Annotated in this window: 15 protein-coding genes and 2 pseudogenes; 3 read left to right on the top strand and 14 right to left on the bottom strand. The window is 72.6% G+C overall.

Annotated features, from left to right (window positions below; genetic code table 11):
- Nucleotides 1-173: 173 nt before the first annotated feature.
- The 6 genes from BLW57_RS41475 to bldG all read right to left on the bottom strand — a co-directional run bounded on the left by BLW57_RS41475 (nt 174) and on the right by bldG (nt 6,651).
- Nucleotides 174-371, bottom strand: a complete 198-nt coding sequence (locus BLW57_RS41475) for a hypothetical protein (protein WP_176985674.1) — start codon at nt 369-371, stop codon at nt 174-176.
- Between the two features lie 267 nt (nt 372-638).
- Nucleotides 639-2,159, bottom strand: a complete 1,521-nt coding sequence (locus tag BLW57_RS21445) for a N5-glutamine methyltransferase family protein (RefSeq protein ID WP_093476611.1) — start codon at nt 2,157-2,159, stop codon at nt 639-641.
- 28 nt (nt 2,160-2,187) lie between these two features.
- Nucleotides 2,188-2,778, bottom strand: a complete 591-nt coding sequence (locus BLW57_RS21440; RefSeq protein WP_306822931.1) for a small secreted protein — start codon at nt 2,776-2,778, stop codon at nt 2,188-2,190.
- Nucleotides 2,779-3,004: 226 nt separating this feature from the next.
- Nucleotides 3,005-5,410: a sodium-translocating pyrophosphatase gene (locus BLW57_RS21435; RefSeq protein WP_093476608.1), complete on the bottom strand. Its 2,406-nt coding sequence runs from the start codon at nt 5,408-5,410 to the stop codon at nt 3,005-3,007.
- A gap of 298 nt (nt 5,411-5,708) precedes the next feature.
- Entirely contained in the window at nt 5,709-6,143 is a 435-nt protein-coding gene (locus tag BLW57_RS21430) for an ATP-binding protein (protein ID WP_093476607.1), read from the bottom strand.
- 166 nt (nt 6,144-6,309) lie between these two features.
- On the bottom strand, nt 6,310-6,651 hold the full coding sequence (gene bldG / locus BLW57_RS21425; protein WP_010986038.1) for an anti-sigma factor antagonist BldG: 342 nt from the start codon (nt 6,649-6,651) through the stop codon (nt 6,310-6,312).
- Nucleotides 6,652-6,732: 81 nt separating this feature from the next.
- Here bldG and BLW57_RS21420 point away from each other — a divergent pair.
- Nucleotides 6,733-9,192: pseudogene (locus BLW57_RS21420) on the top strand (DEAD/DEAH box helicase); the annotation flags it as partial.
- Between the two features lie 325 nt (nt 9,193-9,517).
- On the opposite strand, the pseudogene BLW57_RS42435 reads toward BLW57_RS21420, so the two are convergent.
- The 7 genes and pseudogenes from BLW57_RS42435 to ssd form a co-directional block, all read right to left on the bottom strand.
- A pseudogene (locus tag BLW57_RS42435) lies at nt 9,518-9,874 on the bottom strand (Rv3654c family TadE-like protein); the annotation flags it as partial.
- Between the two features lie 215 nt (nt 9,875-10,089).
- Nucleotides 10,090-10,431 (bottom strand): TadE family type IV pilus minor pilin, encoded by a 342-nt coding sequence (locus BLW57_RS21410; protein ID WP_093480808.1) that lies wholly within the window; start codon nt 10,429-10,431, stop codon nt 10,090-10,092.
- Nucleotides 10,432-10,453: 22 nt separating this feature from the next.
- Nucleotides 10,454-10,675 carry a DUF4244 domain-containing protein gene (locus tag BLW57_RS42430; protein ID WP_256339551.1) on the bottom strand — a complete coding sequence of 74 codons (222 nt, stop codon included), beginning with the start codon at nt 10,673-10,675 and terminating at the stop codon, nt 10,454-10,456.
- Nucleotides 10,676-10,752: 77 nt separating this feature from the next.
- Complete coding sequence (locus tag BLW57_RS21400; protein ID WP_093476605.1) at nt 10,753-11,532, bottom strand: type II secretion system F family protein; 780 nt, start codon at nt 11,530-11,532, stop codon at nt 10,753-10,755.
- 100 nt (nt 11,533-11,632) lie between these two features.
- Nucleotides 11,633-12,478: a type II secretion system F family protein gene (locus BLW57_RS21395; protein ID WP_371127864.1), complete on the bottom strand. Its 846-nt coding sequence runs from the start codon at nt 12,476-12,478 to the stop codon at nt 11,633-11,635.
- Between the two features lie 32 nt (nt 12,479-12,510).
- Nucleotides 12,511-13,701, bottom strand: coding sequence for a TadA family conjugal transfer-associated ATPase (locus BLW57_RS21390; protein ID WP_093476602.1), 1,191 nt, complete (start codon nt 13,699-13,701; stop codon nt 12,511-12,513).
- A complete protein-coding gene (ssd, locus tag BLW57_RS21385) occupies nt 13,698-14,804 on the bottom strand; it encodes a septum site-determining protein Ssd (protein WP_093476601.1) in 1,107 nt (368 codons plus the stop codon). Before ssd ends, BLW57_RS21390 begins: the two co-directional genes overlap by 4 nt.
- Before the next feature lie 592 nt (nt 14,805-15,396).
- On the opposite strand from ssd, the gene BLW57_RS21380 reads away from it, so the two are divergent.
- A complete protein-coding gene (locus BLW57_RS21380; RefSeq protein WP_093476599.1) occupies nt 15,397-16,227 on the top strand; it encodes an HAD family hydrolase in 831 nt (276 codons plus the stop codon).
- A gap of 371 nt (nt 16,228-16,598) precedes the next feature.
- Here the strand turns inward: BLW57_RS21380 and BLW57_RS21375 are convergent, their stop codons facing one another.
- The gene (locus BLW57_RS21375; RefSeq protein WP_093476598.1) at nt 16,599-17,423 is read right to left on the bottom strand and encodes a Fic family protein; all 825 of its coding nucleotides are present in this window, start codon (nt 17,421-17,423) and stop codon (nt 16,599-16,601) included.
- Between the two features lie 100 nt (nt 17,424-17,523).
- On the opposite strand from BLW57_RS21375, the gene BLW57_RS21370 reads away from it, so the two are divergent.
- Entirely contained in the window at nt 17,524-18,504 is a 981-nt protein-coding gene (locus BLW57_RS21370; protein WP_176985673.1) for an ATP-binding protein, read from the top strand.
- Nucleotide 18,505: the final 1 nt, after the last annotated feature.

The raw sequence follows: 18,505 nt of genomic DNA, 5'->3' as shown, positions 1-18,505 counted from the left end.
CGGTACATCCCGCTCCCGTGTCAAACGGGAAAAGCCCACAACGGCCACTCGAACGGTAACCCGACTACCGGCATTCCTGCCGCCCGGACTGCCGGGTACCCCGCCGGCGCCTGTCCGGAGCGTGATGCTCCCTTTACTCCCGCGGCATCGTCACGGCCGCGGGACCGCCGACGTCAGAGGCGGGTCAGGCAGTACACACCCAGGGCCAGCGTGACCGTGCCGGCCAGGCTCGCGAGGGTCGCCGATGCGACCGGGCTCACACCGTGGGCCACCGGCTCGCGGCGGCGCAGACGAACTCCGGTCCACGCCAGCAGACCCCCTCCGAACAGGGCGAACACCAGTCCCGCGAAGATCGCCGGTGCGCTCTCCATCCCCCGCCCACCTCTTCCGTCCGCCTCGGCTCTGCCCAGCGCGGGGAGGGTGCCACGCCAGGGAGACCGGCGGGCGACATCGAGGTGAACGGAAGATCGAACCGGCACCCGTGGCCTGGCCGGAGTGGAGGGGCCCCGTCGGCGGACATATTTTTCCGGCCTTTTTCCCGCCACCCGCGCGTCAGGGCTCCGGGCGGGCGCGCGCCCCGGCCCGTGCCACCGGCATACGACGGTGATCCGGGCGGGGCCGCCAGGGGGCGCCCGGTGTCAGCGGACCGGCTCCAGGAAGCCCTGCTCCACCAGCAGGCGGATCTGGGCGGGCGTCTGGTCGCGGAGCACCACCGGGTCCTCGCCCATGAGCTGGGCGATGGCGTCGAGGATCCGGCCCGCGCTCAGCGAGCCGTCGCAGACGCCCGCGAACCCGGCGCCGACCGTGTCCACCTTCGTGGCCCGGCGCATGCCCCGGTGCTGCCGGAGCACCACGTGCTCCGGGTCCTCGGCGCCGGGCAGCCCGACCTGCTCCTGGACCACTTCGGCGGTGAGGCTGAAGTGGCTCGCCAGCAGCGCGGCGTCGTCGTGCTCCCGGAGGTAGTCGAGCCGCTCGAAGTGCGCCCGGACGGCGTCCCCGAGGGGCTGCTCGACCGGGTGCGGCCACTCCTCCACCGTGATGCTCGGTTCGGCGGCCCCGGTCCTGCGCAGGGTGATCCAGCCGAAGCCGACCGCCTTCACCTTGCGCGCCTCGAACTCGTCGAGCCAGGCGTCGTAGCGCGCCTGGTACTCCGCCGGGTCCCCGCGGTGGTCACCGGCGTCCCGCAGCCACAGCTCGGCGTACTGCGTGACGTCCTGCACCTCGCGCTGCACGATCCAGGCGTCGCACCCGCGCGGCACCCACGACCTGAGCCGGTCCTGCCAGTCCTCCCCCGCCACGTGCTGCCAGTTGGCGAGGAACTGCGCGAACCCGCCCTCGTTCAGCCGTTCCCCCGCCTGCTGGACGAGCGAGCGGCACAGATCGTCCCCGCCCATGCCCCCGTCCCGGTAGGTCAGGCGGGCGCCCGGGGAGATGACGAAGGGCGGGTTGGAGACGATGAGGTCGAACGTCTCGTCGCCGGCGACGGGCTCGAACAGGGAGCCCTCGCGCAGCTCCGCGGCGGGGGCGCCGGAGAGCGCGAGCGTGAGCGCGGTCATGTGCAGTGCGCGCGGGTTGAGGTCGGTCGCCGTCACGCGCGTGGCGTGCTGGGCGGCGTGCAGCGCCTGGATGCCGGAGCCGGTGCCGAGGTCGAGGGCGGAGCCGACGGGCGTGCGGACCGTGATGCCGGCGAGGGTCGTGGACGCGCCGCCGACGCCCAGGACGACACCCTCGTCGCGCTGGCCGATGCCGCCGGCGCCGCCGACCGCGCAGCCGAGGTCGGAGACGATGAACCAGTCCTCGCCGCCGGGACCGCCGAACGGCCGTACGTCCACGGTGGCGGCCAGCTCGTCGCCGCCCACTCGGCGCAGCCAGCCGGCCTCCAGGGCCTCCTCGACGGGCAGCACGGCCGCCACGCGCGCGTGGGGCACCGGCTGCTGGAGGAGGAACAGCCGGACGAGGGTCTCCAGCGGGGTGTCGCCGCGGGTGGCCCGCAGGGCGGGCACGGTCTCGCTGCGGGCCAGCGCCGCGTAGGCGGAGGCGCCGAGCAGGTCCAGCAGCCCGTCGGCGGTGAAGGAGGCGGCCAGCAGCGCGTCCCGCAGGCGCGCGGCGGCCCCGGGCCGGTCGGAGGCGGGCAGGGGTGCGAGTCCGGAGTCAGTCACGCCCCCATTGTGTCCCGTGGCGGCCCGGTCAGCCCTTGGCGGCCGACGGCGACGCGGAGGTCTTCGTGCAGCCCCGCTGCTGGGTCACCGCCTCGTTGACATCGCCCTTCTCCAGGCTCTGCAGGGCGGTGATCGCGCCGTCGTACTGCGCCGACACCGCCTTCATCCGCTCCGAGAGGTCGCTCAGACCGGAGGCGAACTTCGTCTGGTTCTTGGTGTCGAGCCCATCGACCCGCTTCTTCAGGTCCGCGTAGGCCGCGGACAGGGCCGTGAGCTTCTTGACGGCGTCCTGCTGCTTCCGCTTGCCGTCCTCGATCCCGGGGGGCGCTCCGGCGTCGATGAGGGTGCCGGCACGGGCCTTGAAGCCGTCGGCCAGTTCCTGGAAGGCCTTCGAGTCGGTCTTCTGGACGTCCTTCGGCGGACCGTCCTTGGCCACCGCCGCGAGGGCGTCGAAGGCCTCCGAGATCTTCGACTGCTGAGCGGGCAGCGGGTCGCACACCGTCTTGGCCCAGGCCACGAGCTTGGGGTCGGGCCCCTTGTCTTCGCTGCTGGTGCATCCCGACAGCGCCACCACGAGTACCGCACCGCCGGACAGCGCGGCCGTGAGCTTCTTGTTCACCGGATCGGTCCCTTCCATGGCTCTCGGCCCCCGGAATCTACACGGCAGACCGACACCCTCCACCCACCGGACGGAGTAAAAGTCAGCTTTTGTGACTCTTCGCACCATGAGAGAGAAGGCTCACCACGTGGGCGGCCCCACGGACGAGCCGCACCAAGGAGACGGGCGGGCGGCGCGTCAGTACGCGCCACCCGCCCGTCCGTTGAGCAGGCCGTGTCGTCGCGGCCTACGAAACCACCGCCGTGTCGGGCGTGTTGGCGACCCGCTCGGCGCTCTCGTCGTCCCCGACGGCGATGCCGCGCCGCTTGGAGATGTACACGGAGACCACGATCACCAGGAGCGCGAGGACCGCGATCCCGATCCGGACACCGATGTTCTTGTCGTCGCCGTAGGAGAACTTGATCACCGCGGGCGCGATGAGCAGCGACACCAGGTTCATGACCTTCAGCAGCGGGTTGATCGCCGGTCCGGCGGTGTCCTTGAAGGGGTCACCGACCGTGTCGCCGATCACCGTGGCGGCGTGGGCCTCGCTGCCCTTGCCGCCGTGGTGGCCGTCCTCCACCAGTTTCTTGGCGTTGTCCCAGGCGCCACCGGAGTTGGCGAGGAACACCGCCATCAGCGTGCCCGCGCCGATGGCGCCGGCCAGGTAGGAGCCCAGCGAGCCGACGCCGAGCGTGAACCCGACGAAGATCGGTGCCATGACGGCGAGCAGACCTGGCGTGGCCAGCTCCCGCAGGGCGTCCTTGGTGCAGATGTCGACGACCTTGCCGTACTCGGGCGTCTCGCTGTAGTCCATGATCCCGGGCTTCTCACGGAACTGCCGCCGCACCTCGAAGACCACCGAACCCGCCGAGCGGGACACGGCGTTGATGGCCAGTCCGGAGAAGAGGAAGACGACCGCGGCGCCCGCGATGAGGCCGACGAGGTTGTTGGGCTGCGAGATGTCCAGCGACAGGCTCAGCGGCGCCCCGGGTCCGCTCAGTTTCACCCCGACGTCCTGCACGTTGGTGGTGATCGCGTCGCGGTACGACCCGAACAGCGCCGACGCGGCGAGTACGGCGGTGGCGATGGCGATGCCCTTGGTGATGGCCTTGGTCGTGTTGCCGACCGCGTCCAGGTTCGTGAGCACCTGCGCGCCCGCACCCTCGACGTCACCGGACATCTCGGCGATGCCCTGGGCGTTGTCGGAGACCGGCCCGAAGGTGTCCATGGCGACGATCACGCCGACCGTGGTGAGCAGACCGGTGCCGGCCAGGGCGACCGCGAACAGCGCCAGCATGATCGACGTGCCGCCGAGCAGGAACGCGCCGTACACCCCGAGCCCGATCAGCAGGGCGGTGTAGACGGCCGACTCCAGGCCCAGCGAGATGCCGGAGAGGATGACGGTCGCCGGGCCCGTGAGGGACGTCTTGCCGATGTCCCGGACCGGGCGGCGGTTGGTCTCGGTGAAGTAGCCGGTCAGCTGCTGGATGACGGCGGCCAGCAGGATGCCGATGGCCACCGCGACCAGCGCGAGGATCCGCGGGTCGCCGTCCTTGGCCTTGATGGCCGCGTCGGTGACGCCGCCGAGGTCCGCGTACGACGACGGCAGGTAGACGAAGACCGCGACCGCCACCAGCACGAGGGAGATCACCGCGGAGATGAAGAACCCGCGGTTGATCGCGCTCATGCCGCTGCGGTCGGAGCGCCGGGGGGCCACCGCGAAGATGCCGATCATCGCCGTGATCACGCCGATGGCGGGCACCAGCAGCGGGAAGGCCAGACCGGAGTCGCCGAAGGCGGCCTTGCCGAGGATGAGCGCGGCCACCAGGGTGACGGCGTACGACTCGAACAGGTCGGCCGCCATGCCCGCGCAGTCGCCGACGTTGTCGCCCACGTTGTCGGCGATGGTCGCGGCATTGCGCGGGTCGTCCTCCGGAATGCCCTGCTCGACCTTGCCGACCAGGTCGGCGCCGACGTCGGCGGCCTTGGTGAAGATGCCGCCGCCCACCCGCATGAACATCGCGATCAGGGCGGCGCCGAGGCCGAAACCCTCCAGCACCTTCGGCGCGTCGGCCGCGTAGACCAGCACCACGCAGGAGGCGCCCAGCAGGCCGAGGCCCACCGTGAACATGCCGACGACGCCGCCCGTGCGAAATGCGATCTTCATCGCGGTGTGCGAGACGGTGGTGAGATCTTTCTGGGGTTCGCCCGGAGCCGGAGTGGCTTCCCGGGCCGCGGCGGCGACACGCACATTGCTGCGCACGGCGAGCCACATGCCGATATAACCGGTGGCCGCCGAGAAAACGGCTCCGATCAGGAAGAACACCGACCGTCCGGCACGCTGATTCCAGTCGTCCGCGGGCAGCAGCAGGAGCAGGAAGAAGACGACGACGGCGAATACGCCGAGCGTGCGCAGCTGCCGGGCGAGGTACGCCTTGGCACCTTCCTGGACCGCCTCCGCGATCCGCTTCATGCTGTCGGTGCCTTCGCCGGCGGCCAGCACCTGGCGCACCAGGATCCCCGCGACCACGAGCGCGGCCAGGGCGACCGCCGCGATCACCGCCACGATGATCCTGTTGTCGTCGGTCAGTACCGCGGCAGCGAGATTTGTCGGGTGACCCAACTGATGAGGGGTAGAAAGCCCCGCCATTCGTCCTCCTTGACGCTTGGGCTGAGCTCAAGATGTGGACGGATTCTAGGTACCCGCGAGTGATCTAAACAGGGGACGGTAAACGGAATCGGCCTTCTCGTGCCCTTCAGCAAATGATCGAGGTCACGCCGGGGAACCCGAAAGCGGTAATGCCCCAAAAGCATTGACGACCGCATTGGCTCTTGATCCAATTATCGGTCTATTGATCGTGAATTCCTTCACGAATTCCCGGATGTCGCCGAAAAACACCGAAGGGCCCTGCTCAGCAGGGCCCTGGGGGTCGTGAGGTGCCTGGCGGCTAGAGCGCGGCCGCGGCCGGCGGTGTGGCCGGCCAGGTCATACGGATCAGTCCGCCGTTGCGCCCGGTGGTCACCTCGACGTCGTCGACGAGGCCGCTGATGACCGCGAGCCCCATCTCGTCCTCCTCGGCCTCCACGTCACTCTCCTGGGCGCCCCCGGGCGTGTCGCCGCCCGCGGAGGCGTGCGGGGCCTCGTCGCCGACCTCGATGGAGAACTGTTTCTCCTCCTCGATCAGCGCCACCTTCACCGGAGTCGTGATCTCGTGGCTCCGGTGCAGTCCCACGGCACGGGAGCAGGCCTCGCCGACGGCGAGCCGGACCTCGTCCAGGACCGCCTCGTCCACCCCGGCCCTGCGCGCCACCGCCGCCGCCACCAGACGGGCGGTCCTGACGTGCTCGGGCAGCGCGCTGAAGCGGAGTTCGACGGTGGCCATGCATCCCCCTCGCGGCTACGGGCGTGCGGTCGGGGGTGGGGCCGCCGAGGACCCGCACCCCCTGTGTACTTCGGTGTCCCGGGCCGCCACGTCTTGCGCGGCCCAGGACGGGACCGGCCGACGCCCGGGCCCCTCACGGAGCCCGACGCCGGCGAACGGCCCAGGGTCAGTCGGTGGCCGCCACCGCTTCCTCGACCGAGGTGTGGATCGGGAACACCTTGGTGAGGCCGGTGATACGGAAGATCTTGAGAATGCGCTCCTGGTTGCAGACCAGGCGCAGCGAGCCCTCGTGGGCACGCACTCGCTTCAGGCCGCCGACCAGCACGCCGAGACCGGTGGAGTCGAGGAAGTCCACGCCCTCCATGTCGACGACAAGATGGAAATTGCCGTCGTTCACCAGCTCGACCAGCTGCTCGCGCAGCTTGGGCGCGGTGTATACATCGATTTCGCCACCGACCTCGACGACCGTACGATCGCCGACGGTACGGGTCGACAGGGACAGGTCCACGGATCCTCCAGCACCTTGCTATCGAGCGGTCGCCCCTCGGGCACCTCGGCTTGCGGCCCCCGGGACGCAACGCCAGCCGCGATGGCATTCAATCACTTACCGGCAGGCGTGCACGACGCCTTGACTCCATTGTCCGTCACGTCAGTGACACACTCGGTGCCGATGGCCAAGAATCACCGATCCGATCGAACCCCGGCGGACCCGGCGTCCCGCCCGTCTCCGGGCACGGTCCTGGACCGCCTCGCCTCCGGGCCGAGCCGGTCTGCGCGCATCACTCATACGGAGCACTTGCCCCCGCGCGCGGGCCGCCATGCCGTCTGGCCAGACCGGATTCGCCCAGAAGTGATCGCGGCCGTGCAGGCGTGCGGCATCGAGCACCCGTGGGCCCATCAGGCCCGGGCCGCCGAGCACGCCCTGGACGGCGAATCGGTGGTCGTCGCCACCGGCACGGCCTCCGGCAAGTCCCTCGCCTACCTCGTCCCCGTCCTTTCCACCCTTCTGGACGGTTCCGAGGCGCCGAACGGACGCGGCGCCACGGCCCTGTACCTGTCCCCCACCAAGGCGCTCGCCGCTGACCAGTGCCGGTCGGTGAAGGAACTTTCACAACCTTTGGGCAATGCCGTTCGCCCAGCCGTGTACGACGGCGACACTCCGTTCGAGGAACGCGAGTGGGTCCGCCAGTACGCCAACTACGTCCTGACCAACCCCGACATGCTCCACCGCGGGATACTCCCGTCCCACCCGCGCTGGTCCTCCTTCCTGAAGTCGCTCCGGTACGTCGTCATCGACGAGTGCCACACCTACCGGGGCGTCTTCGGCTCGCACGTCGCCCAGGTGCTGCGCCGGCTGCGCCGCCTGTGCGCCCGCTACGGCTCCTCGCCGGTCTTCCTGCTGGCCTCGGCGACCGCCGCCGAGCCCGCCGTCGCCGCCCGGCGGCTGACCGGCCTGCCGGTGGTCGAGGTCGCCGACGACGCCTCCCCGCGCGGTGAGCTCGTCTTCGCCCTCTGGGAGCCCCCGCTCACCGAGCTGCACGGCGAGAAGGGCGCGCCCGTACGGCGGACCGCCACCGCCGAGACCGCCGACCTCCTGACCGACCTGACCGTGCAGGGCGTGCGCTCGGTCGCCTTCGTCCGCTCCCGGCGCGGCGCCGAGCTGATCTCGGTGATCGCCCAGGAGAAACTGGCCGAGGTCGACCGGTCCCTGGTCCGGCGTGTCGCGGCCTACCGGGGCGGCTACCTCCCCGAGGAGCGCCGGGCCCTGGAACGCGCCCTGCACTCCGGGGAACTCCTCGGTCTCGCGGCCACCACCGCCCTGGAGCTGGGCGTGGACGTCTCCGGCCTGGACGCGGTGGTGATCGCCGGTTATCCGGGCACCCGCGCCTCCCTGTGGCAGCAGGCGGGCCGCGCGGGCCGCTCCGGACAGGGCGCCCTGGCCGTCATGGTGGCCCGGGACGACCCGCTGGACACCTTCCTGGTCCACCATCCCGAGGCGTTGTTCGACCGGCCGGTCGAATCCACCGTCCTCGACCCCGACAACCCCTACGTCCTCGCCCCGCACCTGTGCGCGGCCGCCGCCGAGATCCCGCTGACCGAGGAGGACCTGGACCTCTTCGGCCCCGCCTGCGCGGATGTGCTGCCGCAGCTGGAGGCCGCGAAGCTGCTGCGCCGGCGGACCAAGGCCTGGCACTGGACGCGCCGGGAGCGGGCCGCCGACCTGACCGACATCCGCGGCGCCGGCGGCCGCCCGGTGCAGGTCGTCGAGACCGGCACCGGCCGCCTGCTCGGCACCGTCGACGCGGGCGCCGCGCACTCCACGGTCCACGAGGGCGCGGTCCACCTGCACCAGGGCCGCACCTATCTGGTGCGCACCTTGGACCTGGAGGACTCGGTGGCCCTCGTCGAACAGGCCGACCCGCCGTACTCGACGGTCGCCCGCGACACCACCGCGATCTCGATCCTGGAGACGGACACCGAGATCCCCTGGGGCTCCGGCCGCCTGTGCTTCGGGTCCGTCGAGGTCACCAACCAGGTCGTCTCCTACCTGCGCAGGCGCCTCATCACCGGTGAAGTGCTGGGCGAGACCAAACTCGACCTCCCTCCCCGCACGCTGCGCACCCGCGCGGTGTGGTGGACGGTCACCGAGGACCAGCTGGACGAGGCCCGGATCATCCCGGAGATCCTCGGCGGCTCCCTGCACGCCGCCGAGCACGCCTCGATCGGCATGCTGCCCCTCTTCGCGACCTGCGACCGCTGGGACATCGGCGGTGTCTCGGTGCCGCTGCACCCGGACACCCTCCTGCCCACCGTGTTCGTCTACGACGGCCATCCCGGCGGCGCGGGCTTCGCGGAGCGCGCCTTCCACACCGCCCGTGCCTGGCTCGCCGCCACCCGGGAGGCCATCGCCTCCTGCGAGTGCGAGGCCGGCTGCCCGTCCTGCATCCAGTCCCCGAAGTGCGGCAACGGCAACGATCCGCTGCACAAGAGGGGTGCGGTCCGGCTCCTCACGGTGCTGCTCCGCGGGGCGCCCGAGGAGAAGGAGGGTCACGACCCTCAGGAGGGCCGGGCGGGCCGCGAGGGCCCTCTGAGTGAGGGTGCTGAGAGCCGGGAGGCCGGCCGCCGAGATCCTGCGTCTCAGGACGCTCCGGACCAGGGGACCCCGGGCCGCGGAACTCCGGGCCGCGGAGCTCCCGCTCACGGAACTCCTGACCAGGGGGCTCATGACCAGGGGGCTCATGACCAGGGGGCTTCTGACCGGGAAGCCCGGCACCGAGAGGCCCCGGAACGAGAGTTCCCGGACCGAGAGGCCCCCGATCACGAGGCTCCGGATCTGGAGGCTCCGGATCCGCGGCAGGTGCCGAACCGCTGATCGCGGGCGGTACGAGTGCTGCCGGTACGGGCCCCGCCGGCCCCGCTCTCGCCCGTACCTCCGCCGTGAACGGTCCTCCTCCCGAGGCCGCCGTCACGTCCGAGGTCTCGCCCACGATCGCGCACCGCAGAAGCCGCACCCGCTGGGCCAGCGCCAGCCGCTCGGCCCGGGCACAGGCCTCCGCGCCTCCCTCGGCCCAGTGGTCCGCCGCCGCGAGCGCCGCCAGATCCGCGCCGCCGGCCGCCCGGTGCCGGACGACGACGGCCTGTCCCAGGGCGAGCACGGCACCGAACACCAGGCACAGCACGGCGATGGCACCGAGACTCCAGACGGTCGCGGACCCTCGGTCGGCGGCCGCCCCAGCGGGGGCCTGTAACCCGGCGGGCCACCGCTGAGCGGGCTGTCGGCCGGAAGGCGCACGTCCCGAGGGCGGATATCCGGAAGGCGGATGCCCAGGGGGCGGATACCCAGAGGGCCGACGGTTCGCAGGCCGCGGCCCGAAGACCTGGCGACCCGACCGCCCCGCCTCATGAGCCTCGCGCACCCCGCAGCCCTCGCGCCCCGCAGGAACTCTCACCGCTCCCCCTCCCGCGCCGCTCCCACCGTCTCCTCGGCAAGTGCCACGGCCTCCTCGCGCAACTCGACAGGCAGCCCGCCGAACAACGGCGGCCTGGCCACCACCGTCACCCGGACCCGGTCGCCCTCCCGGCCCACCGTGACCCGCGCCCCGTCCGGCGCCGCGTCCCGGGTCACCGTGACCACCACGTCGACCGGATCCTGGCGGGCGGCGGCCCGGGCACCCACGCGAGCCGCGTCCACGCACTGGATCCGCGCCGCCACCACGAGCAGCCCCCAGACCAGCGCCATCGTGAACGCCACCAGCACGGACAGCACCACGGCCGCCTCCGCGGTCACGAACCCGCGGTCCCGCCCCCGCTCACATCCGCGCACTGAGCGCCTTCTTCACGATGGCCTGCAGCTCCGCCCTGACCTGGCCGCTGGTGACGACCTCGTAGAGCAGCAACGCGAAGCCGACGGCCGCGATGATCCCCATCGCGTACTCGGACGTGACCATCCCGGCGTCCCGCCGGCACCAGCCGCCCGCTCCGCGCAACCGCGCCGCCGCTCGCCCGAACTTCCTGCTGATGATCTCGCTCATCCCAACCCCCGTGAGGCGCATTGTTTTTGTCCTTCCTGTGGTGATCCATGTGCATGCGTTCGCTCGTCGTCGTGCGCCTACCTCCCTCCCATCACCCCGCCGGCCAGGCCGATCACGACAGGCACGACGCCGATCGCGATGAAGGCCGGCAGGAAGCACAGCCCGACAGGCGCGGAGATCAGCACGGCCGCCCTGCGTGCCCGGACCGTTGCGGCGCGGGCCCAGTCCGCGCGTGCGTCCGAGGCGAGACGGGCGACCGGGCCGGCCGCCGGCAGCCCGGTCTCGTCGGCCCGCTCCAGCAGCCGGGCCAGGGCCATGGCGCCGGGCAGCGCGGCCAACCGGCGCCAGGAGTGGCCTGGTTCGCCGCCCAGCCGTACCTCCGCCGCGCCCCGCGCCAGTGCTTCGCCGACCGGGCCGCCGAGGGCCTCCCCCACCGCCTGGGCGGCGACCACCGGACCGGCACCGGCCGCGATGCAGGCGGCCAGCAGGTCGGCTGCGAGCGGAAGTTGGCGCGCGGACCCGGTGGTGTCGATCTCCTGGGCCCGCCCGGCCGATGTTCTGCGCTCGCGCCACCGCCACAGCACCGCGCCCACCACGAGCCCCAGCAGCACCCCGGTGACTCCGCCGACCAGCACCCAGGCACCGCCCGCCGCACCGACGAGTGGCAGGCACCTTCGCAGCCTGTCCGGCACCGCGAACGCCGCTCCGGGCGACGGCGCTTCGAGGCCCAGCAGGTCGGCCACCCGGCGCCGTACCCGCCGTCGCCGTCGCGCGATCTCCAAGCGCCGGAGGCCCCAGCCGACAGCCGGCACCACGGCCCCGGCCATCCCCAGCCTGTGGACGAATTCCCCGCTCATTCCACCCTCCCTTTCCGTACGACCCGCCCGCTTCCCGACATCGCGGCCACCTCCACCACGCGAGGACCGGGCCGATCCCTTCCGCGCCACGCGTGAGCCCTCACACCGCTTCCGCTCCTCGCACGATCCGCATCGCCCACCACGTCCCGGCCGCCTCCAGCACCGCGCCGGTCACCAGGCAGCCGAGGCCCGCGCCGGTGTGCAGGAGGACGTGCAGCGGGTCGGCGCCCATGGCAGTGCCCAGAAGCAGCCCCAGAGCGGGGAGGGCGGCCAGCAGCACCGCGGTCGCACGGGCCCCGGACAACTGCGCGCGCAGGTCGGCACGTTGGTCCCGCTCGGCGCGCAGGGCCGCGTCCAGCCGGTCCAGACCGGCCGCCAGTCCCGCGCCCTGGTCCACGGCCACCCGCCAGCACGCGGCGAGCCCGCGAAGCCCCTCGGCGCCCGGCTGCCGGGCCGCCGCGGCCAGAGACCCGGGCACATCCCCACCGAACCGGGCTGCCGCGACCACGGCCGCCCGCGCTTCGCCGAGCCCGCCGGAGTCCCGCGCGGACCGCAGCAGTGCCTCACCGGGCTGCCGTCCCGCCCGCACCTCCCCGGCGAGGGCGCCGCACAGGGCGATCACCGCATCCGCCCGGCGCTCCCGGGCGGATGCGGCCCGGCGGCCCAGCCGTACTCGGCGCAGCACCGGCACCCCGGCCGCCCCCGCGACGACCGGAATCACCGACGCACCGAGCAGCGCGAGCAGCAGCCCGGCCGCGAGCGCCCACCACTCGGGCCCGAAACGGCAGGACAGCCGCCGCAGTTCACCGAGAGCCCGCCTCCAGGAGGGCGGCCCGGTGGCCACCGTCCCCCCGCCGGCCAGCAGCAGCCGCGCCCGCCGCATCCCGTAGTGCCGTTCGCCCAGCAGCCAGGCCAGCGTCCCCAGGCAGATCAGCGCCGCCGCCATCGACATCTCACCGGTCACTTCCGTCCCCGTCCTCACTCGCTCGTGAACCCGCCGGACATGCCCAGCAGATGCTCCAGCCGCTCCCAGCCGCGCTCCCGGGCGAAGGCCCGCTCGCCCCAGCGCAGTGCCGGCACCGTCCGCACCAGACCCGCGGCCTCACGCTCCAGCACGTGCACCTCGGCGATCCGGCGCCGGCCGGACCGGTCCCGGACGAGGTGCAGCACCACGGAGAGGGCGGCCGACAACTGGCTGTGCAGTGCGGCCCGGTCGAGCCCGGCGGCCGTGGCCAGCGCTTCCAGGCGGGCCGGTACGTCCCCGGCGGCGTTGGCGTGGATCGTGCAGCAACCGCCCTCATGGCCGGTGTTGAGTGCCGCGAGCAGGTGCACGACCTCCGGGCCGCGCACCTCTCCGACGACCAGCCGGTCGGGCCGCATCCGCAATGCCTGCCTGACGAGGTCCTCGAGGGTGACCAGGCCGGCGCCCTCCTGGTTCGCGGGACGGGTCTCCAGCCGCACGACGTGCCGGTGATCCGGCCGGAGTTCGGCGGAGTCCTCGGCGAGCACGATCCGTTCACCCGGGCCGACCAGCCCCAGCAGGGCGCTGAGCAGCGTCGTCTTACCGCTTCCGGTGCCGCCGCTGACGAGGAAGGAGAGGCGGGCGTCCAGCAGTGCCCGCAGGATCACCTCGCCGCCCGGCGGCACGGTGCCCGCCTCCACCAGCTCCGCCAGGGTGAACGCCCGGGGCCGTACCACCCGCAGGGACAGACAGGTGCAGCCGACGGCGACCGGCGGCAGCACCGCGTGCAGCCGGGTCCCGTCGGGAAGCCGGGCGTCCGCCCACGGCCGGGCGTCGTCCAGCCGGCGTCCCGCCACGGCGGCCAGCCGCTGCGCGAGGCGTCGTACGGCCGCCGCATCGGGGAAGGTCACCGGGGTCAGCTCCAGGCCGCCCCCGCGGTCGACCCACACCCGGTCCGGTGCGGACACCAGGACGTCGGTGACGCCCGGGTCGGCGAGCAGCGGTTCCAGTGGGCCCGCGCCGACCAGCTCGCTCCTCAGCTGCCTCGCCGCCCCGAGGACCTCGGCATCGCCCAGCACCCGGCCCTGCTCGCGGAGGGCCTGCGCCACCCGCGCGGGGGTGGGTTCGGCACCGCTCTCGGCCAGCCGGCGCCGGACGCCGTCGAGCAGTGCCGCGCCGTCGGCCCGGTCGAGCCCGGGGAGCGTCATCGGACCCCTCCCGCCTCGGCCAGGGCCCGCTCCCAGAAGTTCAGGCAGAAACGGGCGAGCGGGCCCCGTCCGGTGGCACCGGGTGGTTTCGCACCGCCCTCGGGGCGCGACAGGGCCGGTTCGACCGGGATCTCGCCGGCCAGGGGCAGGTCGAGCAGCCGGGCCACCCCGTGGTCGTCCAGACCGGGCGCGTACGGTCCGCGGACCGCCACCCGCACATCGCGCACGACCATGGCGACGGCGGACGCGACCCGCCCGGCGGCCGCGATCCCCCGCAGCTCGGCGGGGACGACGAGCAGAGCCAGGTCGAGCTGCGCGAGGGCTTCGGCGACCCCGTCGTCGAGGCGGCGGGGCAGGTCGACCACGACGGTCCCGCCGCGCCGCCGGGCGGCGGCGAGAACCGCGCGCACCGCCTGGGGCGGAACGGCGACGCAGTCGCCGCGGTCCCAGCTGAGTACGCGCAGGGCGTGCAGTTCCGGCAGCGATTCCTCCAGGGCGCCGCCGCCGAGCCGACCCCGGGAGGCGGCGAAGGCGGGCCAGCGCAGCCCGTCGGCGCTCTCGCCGCCGAGGAGTACATCGAGTCCGCCGCCGAGCGGATCGGCGTCCACGAGCAGGGTGCGCAACCCCTCCCGCGCCGAGGTGACCGCGAGGGCGCAGGCCAGCGTGGACGCGCCGGCCCCGCCCCGCCCGCCGATCACCCCGACGGTGAGGGCCGGGCGGCCGACCCCCTCGGCGACGTCCGCGATGCGGTCGACCAGCCATTGCTCTCCGTCGGGAAGCATCAGGACGTGGTCGGCCCCGATCCCGACGGCGCGCTTCCACACCTCCGAGTCGTCCTGGTCGCGGCCGACCAGCACCACTCCGCGCCGCCGGGCGGCCCCACGGATGCGGCGGGCGGCGTCGTCGCCGACCAGGACCAGCGGGGCCGCCTCCCAGCCGTCGCCGTGTTCCGGAACGCCGTGGTGGACCTCGGGCGTGGCGCCGGCCGCCGCGCACAGGCGCAGCAGATCGTCCAGCAGGTCGGCGTCCTCGGTGACGATGAGCGGACGTCCCGGCCGGCCCGCGCCGGTGGGCGGCGGGTCGTGGGTGACGATTCCGGTCACGTGTGTTCCCCCTTCGCTGCGTGCTCCGCGCAGCCCCTGCGGCCACGGGAATCCCGAAGATGTGAAGAACCGGCGAGCGGCCTCCATATGAGCGGCCGATAGGAACCGGCCAAACGCACTCCGGCAATCGGAACCGGCCATGAACTCGCCACAGCCGGGGTGCGCCGGAATCACGGTGCAGCGATCCGCGAAATCGTGTGGATCTTGGTCCCATACGGTGGACAACCGGGGGGCTGTGAATATCGCCGTCACCCATACCGGTGAGCCCTGTGCGGGTCGCTGTGCGAGTTCCGCAGCGCAGCGCATCGATTACCGTGAGTAACGAAACACGGGCATGCGGAAGCCGCGGCCGGTGCGCCACAGCGTGGGTCGCGGAGTTCCGCACAGAGCGGAGAGAGGCGAGAAAACCCACCCGGACATGCGACGACCCCCGCCGGGGGGGAGAGCGGGGGTCGTCCCCACGGCCGACTCGGGGGGGGAGGAGTCGGACCGGGTTAGCACGGTCGCGAACGATCCGTGACTTCCATGGTGTACCCGAGAGCCTTCTCAGGCAAACCCACGCGCCACACCTTACGCCGAATGGTGGGCGCCTATGCTCAGGGGCGTGGAAAACCACTCCTTGCCCCGCGCCGCAGCCTTCTTTGACCTGGACAAGACGGTCATTGCGAAGTCGAGCACGCTCACCTTCAGCAAGTCCTTCTACCAAGGAGGGCTGATCAACCGCAGGGCCGCACTGCGTACCGCATATGCCCAGTTCGTCTTCCTGGCCGGCGGCCTGGACCACGACGGGATGGAGCGTATGCGTGAGTATCTGTCCACCCTGTGCCGCGGCTGGAACGTCCAGCAGGTGCGGGAGATCGTCGCCGAGACCCTGCACGACCTGATCGACCCGATCATCTACGACGAGGCCGCCTCCCTCATCGAGGAACACCACATGGCCGGGCGGGACGTGGTCATCGTGTCCACCTCCGGCGCCGAGGTCGTCGAGCCGATCGGCGAGCTGCTGGGTGCGGACCGGGTGGTCGCCACCCGCATGGTCGTCGGCGAGGACGGCTGCTTCACCGGTGAGGTGGAGTACTACGCCTACGGCCCGACCAAGGCGGAGGCGATCAGGGAGCTGGCCGCCTCGGAGGGCTACGACCTGGACCGCTGCTACGCCTACAGCGACTCCGCGACCGACCTGCCGATGCTCCAGGCGGTCGGGCACCCGCACGCCGTGAACCCGGACCGGTCTCTGCGCCGCGAGGCGACCGCGCGCGGGTGGCCGGTGCTGGCGTTCCGCCGCCCGGTGCCGCTCAAGAAGCGGCTGCCCGGGTTCTCGGTCCCGCCCCGCCCGGCGCTGGTCGCCATGGCGGCCGTGGGAGCGGCGGCGGCCACCGCGGGTCTCGTCTGGTACGCCAGCCGGCGGCGCAACACCGCCTGACCCCCGCCCCTCCCGCGCACGCCCGGGCACCCCAGCGAGGGACGTCCGCTTCGCCCCTGTTTGAACCCGAAAGTAAAGATGTGCGGGCAGGGGTTCCGCTTGCTCCGGGCTCGCGGTACAAAGAAGGTAGGCCCGCGAGACCAGAGGACATCCGAGAGGATCACCTACCACTACGCACTTGGCCCACGGACCCCGCATGAACATCGAGCACCCACGCGACGTCGACCCGTCGATTACGGGCCAGCCGCACCAGGGACGGGCAAAGCACCCCGGCCTGATGGGCACATATCGAGGACGCTTGGTAACCCGGTGAGCATGCCAGCGGCGGTACGAGGACTCGTACCGCCGCAACCCTTTTCCGGGGAGTTCTCTCAGGCCGCGCCGCGCTGCAGCGCCTCGCACACCGCCGTGGACTCGCGCACTCCCAGCTCCACGGCCCTGCCGCAGTGGGCGATCCAGGCAGCCATGCCCTCCGGGGTGCCGGAGACGTACCCGTCCAGTGCGGCCAGGTAGGAGGCGCGGCCCAGTTCGGCGTGCCCCACCTCGGCCGAGCAGACGGCCTTCGGGTCGAGACCGCTGCCGATCAGCACGATCCGCTCGGCCGCGCGCGCCACCAGGCCGTTGTGGGACGTGAAGGGGCGCAGCGCGAGCAGTTCGCCGTGCACGACGGCGGCCGTGACCAGGGCGGGCGCGGACGTGCCGGCGATGATCAGGCCGGCGAGCCCCTCGAGGCGGCCGGAGACCTCGGCGGCGTCCGGGAGCGGCAGCTCGATCAGCGGCTCGTCCACCGCCTCGCCGGCCTGGCGGGGCCTGCCCACCCGCTCGTCGCCGTCCGCCGCGGCCACCAGGTGCAGCCGGGCCAGGACCCGGAGCGGGGACTGCCGCCAGATCGAGAGCAGCTGGCCGGCCTCGGCACCCAGGCGCAGGGCGGCGCCGACGACACGGGCCTCGTCGTCGGCACCGAAGTCGGTACGCCGCCGCACCTCCTCCAGGGCCCAGTCGGCGCCGGACAGGGCGGCCGAACCGCGGGCCCCGCGCAGGGCCGCCTCGGAGGTGATCGCGTTGCTGCGGCGCCGCATGATCCGGTGCCCGTAGACCCGGTCCACGGCCTTGCGCACGGACTCCACGGATTCGGGCACGCCGGGCAGTGAGCCCAGGGCCGCGAGCGGATCGGCGGTCGCGCCTGTCGTACTCATGAGTACGACAGTACGCACCCCGACGGCCGACCCCACGATGGAGTGGTCTTCTTCACCCCCCTTGCGACCGAGAGCTATCACCCGACTACGCTTGGTGAACATGAAAATTGCTTTCGTCGGGAAGGGCGGCAGCGGCAAGACCACGCTCTCCTCCCTCTTCGTCCGGCATCTCGTGGCCGCCGGCGCCCCGGTCGTCGCGATCGACGCGGACATCAACCAGCACCTCGGCCCCGCCCTCGGTCTCGACGAGACGGAGGCGGCCGCGCTGCCCGCGATGGGTGAACGGCTGCCGCAGATCAAGGAGCATCTGCGCGGCAGCAACCAGCGGATCACCTCGCCCTCGGCGATGATCAAGACCACCCCGCCCGGCGAGGGTTCGCGGCTCGTCCGGGTGCGGGAGCCCAACCCGATCTACGACGCCTGCGCGCGCCCCGTGGAGCTCGACGGCGGGGCCGTCCGCCTGATGGTCACCGGCCCCTTCACCGAAGCCGACCTGGGGGTCGCCTGCTACCACTCCAAGACGGGAGCGGTGGAGCTGTTCCTGAACCACCTCGTCGACGGCCCCGACGAGTACGTGGTGGTCGACATGACCGCGGGTTCGGACTCCTTCGCCTCCGGGATGTTCACCCGGTTCGACATGACGTTCCTCGTCGCCGAGCCGACGCGGAAGGGGGTCTCCGTCTACCGCCAGTACAAGGAGTACGCCCGCGACTTCGGCGTCGCCCTGAAGGTCGTCGGCAACAAGATCCAGGAGCAGGACGACGTCGACTTCCTGCGCGCGGAGGTCGGGGACGACCTGCTGGTGACGGTCGGGCGCTCGGACTGGGTGCGCGCCATGGAGAAGGGCCGCCCGCCCCGCTTCGACCTCCTGGAGGAGGCCAACGCCGGCGCCCTGCAGACCCTGCGCGCCACCGCCGACGCCACGTACGCCCTGCGCGACTGGGAGCGGTACACCCGCCAGATGGTGCACTTCCACCTGCGCAACGCCGAGGCGTGGGGCAACGAGCGCACCGGGGTCGACCTGGCGGCGCAGGTCGACCCCGGGTTCGTGCTCCGCGAGGGCGTGGCGGCCGCGGTCTGAC

Origin of the sequence: Streptomyces sp. 1222.5, from assembly GCF_900105245.1 — a bacterium.
In the GTDB taxonomy this organism is placed as follows: Bacteria; Actinomycetota; Actinomycetes; order Streptomycetales; family Streptomycetaceae; genus Streptomyces; species Streptomyces albidocamelliae.
Note: the sequence above shows the minus strand (reverse complement) of the source record. Positions and strands in the feature narration are given on the sequence as shown.

What these genes read in the sequence shown, in the direction of transcription:
- BLW57_RS21400 (WP_093476605.1), bottom strand. Translation starts at nt 11,532, where the DNA reads ATGAGCGGGGAATTCGTCCACAGGCTGGGGATGGCCGGGGCCGTGGTG.
- BLW57_RS21375 (WP_093476598.1), bottom strand. Translation starts at nt 17,423, where the DNA reads ATGAGTACGACAGGCGCGACCGCCGATCCGCTCGCGGCCCTGGGCTCA.
- BLW57_RS21435 (WP_093476608.1), bottom strand. Translation starts at nt 5,410, where the DNA reads ATGGCGGGGCTTTCTACCCCTCATCAGTTGGGTCACCCGACAAATCTC.
- BLW57_RS21390 (WP_093476602.1), bottom strand. Translation starts at nt 13,701, where the DNA reads ATGACGCTCCCCGGGCTCGACCGGGCCGACGGCGCGGCACTGCTCGAC.
- BLW57_RS21370 (WP_176985673.1), top strand. Translation starts at nt 17,524, where the DNA reads ATGAAAATTGCTTTCGTCGGGAAGGGCGGCAGCGGCAAGACCACGCTC.
- BLW57_RS42430 (WP_256339551.1), bottom strand. Translation starts at nt 10,675, where the DNA reads ATGAGCGAGATCATCAGCAGGAAGTTCGGGCGAGCGGCGGCGCGGTTG.
- BLW57_RS21395 (WP_371127864.1), bottom strand. Translation starts at nt 12,478, where the DNA reads ATGGCGGCGGCGCTGATCTGCCTGGGGACGCTGGCCTGGCTGCTGGGC.
- BLW57_RS21380 (WP_093476599.1), top strand. Translation starts at nt 15,397, where the DNA reads ATGCTCAGGGGCGTGGAAAACCACTCCTTGCCCCGCGCCGCAGCCTTC.
- BLW57_RS41475 (WP_176985674.1), bottom strand. Translation starts at nt 371, where the DNA reads ATGGAGAGCGCACCGGCGATCTTCGCGGGACTGGTGTTCGCCCTGTTC.
- BLW57_RS21430 (WP_093476607.1), bottom strand. Translation starts at nt 6,143, where the DNA reads ATGGCCACCGTCGAACTCCGCTTCAGCGCGCTGCCCGAGCACGTCAGG.